The sequence below is a fragment of the Okeania sp. SIO2F4 genome (assembly GCF_010672385.1).
Taxonomy (GTDB): Bacteria; Cyanobacteriota; Cyanobacteriia; order Cyanobacteriales; family Microcoleaceae; genus Trichodesmium.
Window position 1 is genome coordinate 1 of record NZ_JAAHGT010001374.1, and the last position, 1,576, is coordinate 1,576.

At 35.6% G+C, this 1,576-nt stretch carries 2 protein-coding genes; one reads left to right on the forward strand and one right to left on the reverse strand.

Annotation, left to right across the window (positions count from 1 at the left end):
- Positions 1-140: 140 nt before the first annotated feature.
- On the reverse strand, positions 141-389 hold the full coding sequence (locus F6K22_RS40530; RefSeq protein ID WP_293110778.1) for a Ycf34 family protein: 249 nt from the start codon (positions 387-389) through the stop codon (positions 141-143).
- 656 nt (positions 390-1,045) lie between these two features.
- On the opposite strand from F6K22_RS40530, the gene F6K22_RS40535 reads away from it, so the two are divergent.
- Positions 1,046-1,576 (forward strand): tRNA nucleotidyltransferase/poly(A) polymerase family protein (locus tag F6K22_RS40535; RefSeq protein ID WP_483244207.1); only part of this gene is annotated, 531 nt, incomplete at its 3' end.

Sequence of the window (1,576 nt, forward strand, 5' to 3'; positions counted from 1 at the left end):
AAACCAGGAAAGATGCTCTAATACTATTAGAGATATCCAACAATCAAAAATTAAATCAATTATCGTACAGAAATAATTAATTATTTCCCCCTGTTCCCTATTCCCTATTCCCTATTCCCTCTTTTAACTAATAACTGATTTTAGGTAGGGACAAGTTCGCCTGGCCTTAATTTTGCCCATTTACCCATTTCTTGTAGAAAACTTTCACAACCGACAACATCCCATTCCATCTCAATTTCGTCTTGTTTGGGACGAATATTGACATTAATAGTAGGTTCAACCGGGTCAAAATCTGGATTTTCTGTTAAATGAAGTTGTTCGTGCTGAGTTTCTACAGCATGATAAGTGACACACCGATCTACATAGTGGCAGTTAACACAAATACACATTTGTAAGTACCTCGTTGATGGTCAAGTTTCATCTTAATTGATACAATAATTTTCTATCTTAAATGATTTGATAGGTTTTCAGCATTCAGCTCCTAGCAGTCAGTTATGAGCAATTAATAATGAATAATTACTCCTAAAGTTAAGGGAGCGTAGTTTGGTAGTAACTTTTAATTCTCTCTCAATTTATCAATTCCTTTGATCGCTGGATAATTAATCAATTCGGCTTTATTGCCTCTCCTAATAATTAATAATTGCGGAAAGCGTTTTACAAGGCTTTCCGTTTGTCATGCTCCGCAAAGGCAATTCAAGTCGCTCCGCGTTTCATGTCGGCGATAGCAGAAAACAAAAATAATTATCCATTATCCATTATCCATTGTTCATTATCAATTGTTAAAGAGGTAATTATCCATTATTCATTATCCATTATCAATTAATGAACTCCTCATCTGATCAATAACTCATACCTAATAGCTGAAAGTTGAATACTTACGATAAGTTTATATTTTCACCCAAATTAATTTGATCTGGAATCGATAAATTTTTGCCCTAGAGACAAAGGTTATTCCAGGGGAAAAATATATTTTTTTCAGACATAATGTTAACTTTAACCTAGGTAACACTCTAACTGCAAAGAAATTCATTGGATTTTTGTGGCAATGTCGATAAATTCCCTGTCTGCTTTATCACCGAAAAATTGGCCATTTGACGGAAGAATGCTCCCCCAACCTGTTTATTTAGTAGGTGGTTCGGTGCGGGATGCTTTGCTGAAACGGAAGAGGGAATATTTGGATTTAGATTTTATTATCCTTGACCAAGCAGTTAATATCGCTAGAAATATTGCCAAGGAATATCAAGCGGGGTTTGTGGTTTTGGATGCGGAACGAAAAATTGCGAGGGTAGTATTTAAGGGAACGACAGTTGATTTTGCTGAGATTGAAGGTGATAGTTTGGAGAAAGATTTATGGCGGCGAGATTTTACGATAAATGCTATTGCCTATAATCCTTTTACTGATGAATTGATAGATTTATTTGATGCTCTGAAAGATTTGCAAGACGGTATTATTAGAATGGTAAAATCTGCCAATCTTAGAGAAGACCCCCTCCGACTATTACGCGCATACCGTCAAGCAGCACAATTAGGTTTTGTAATTTCCCCAGAAACTCAAACAACTATTGGAGAGTTTGCA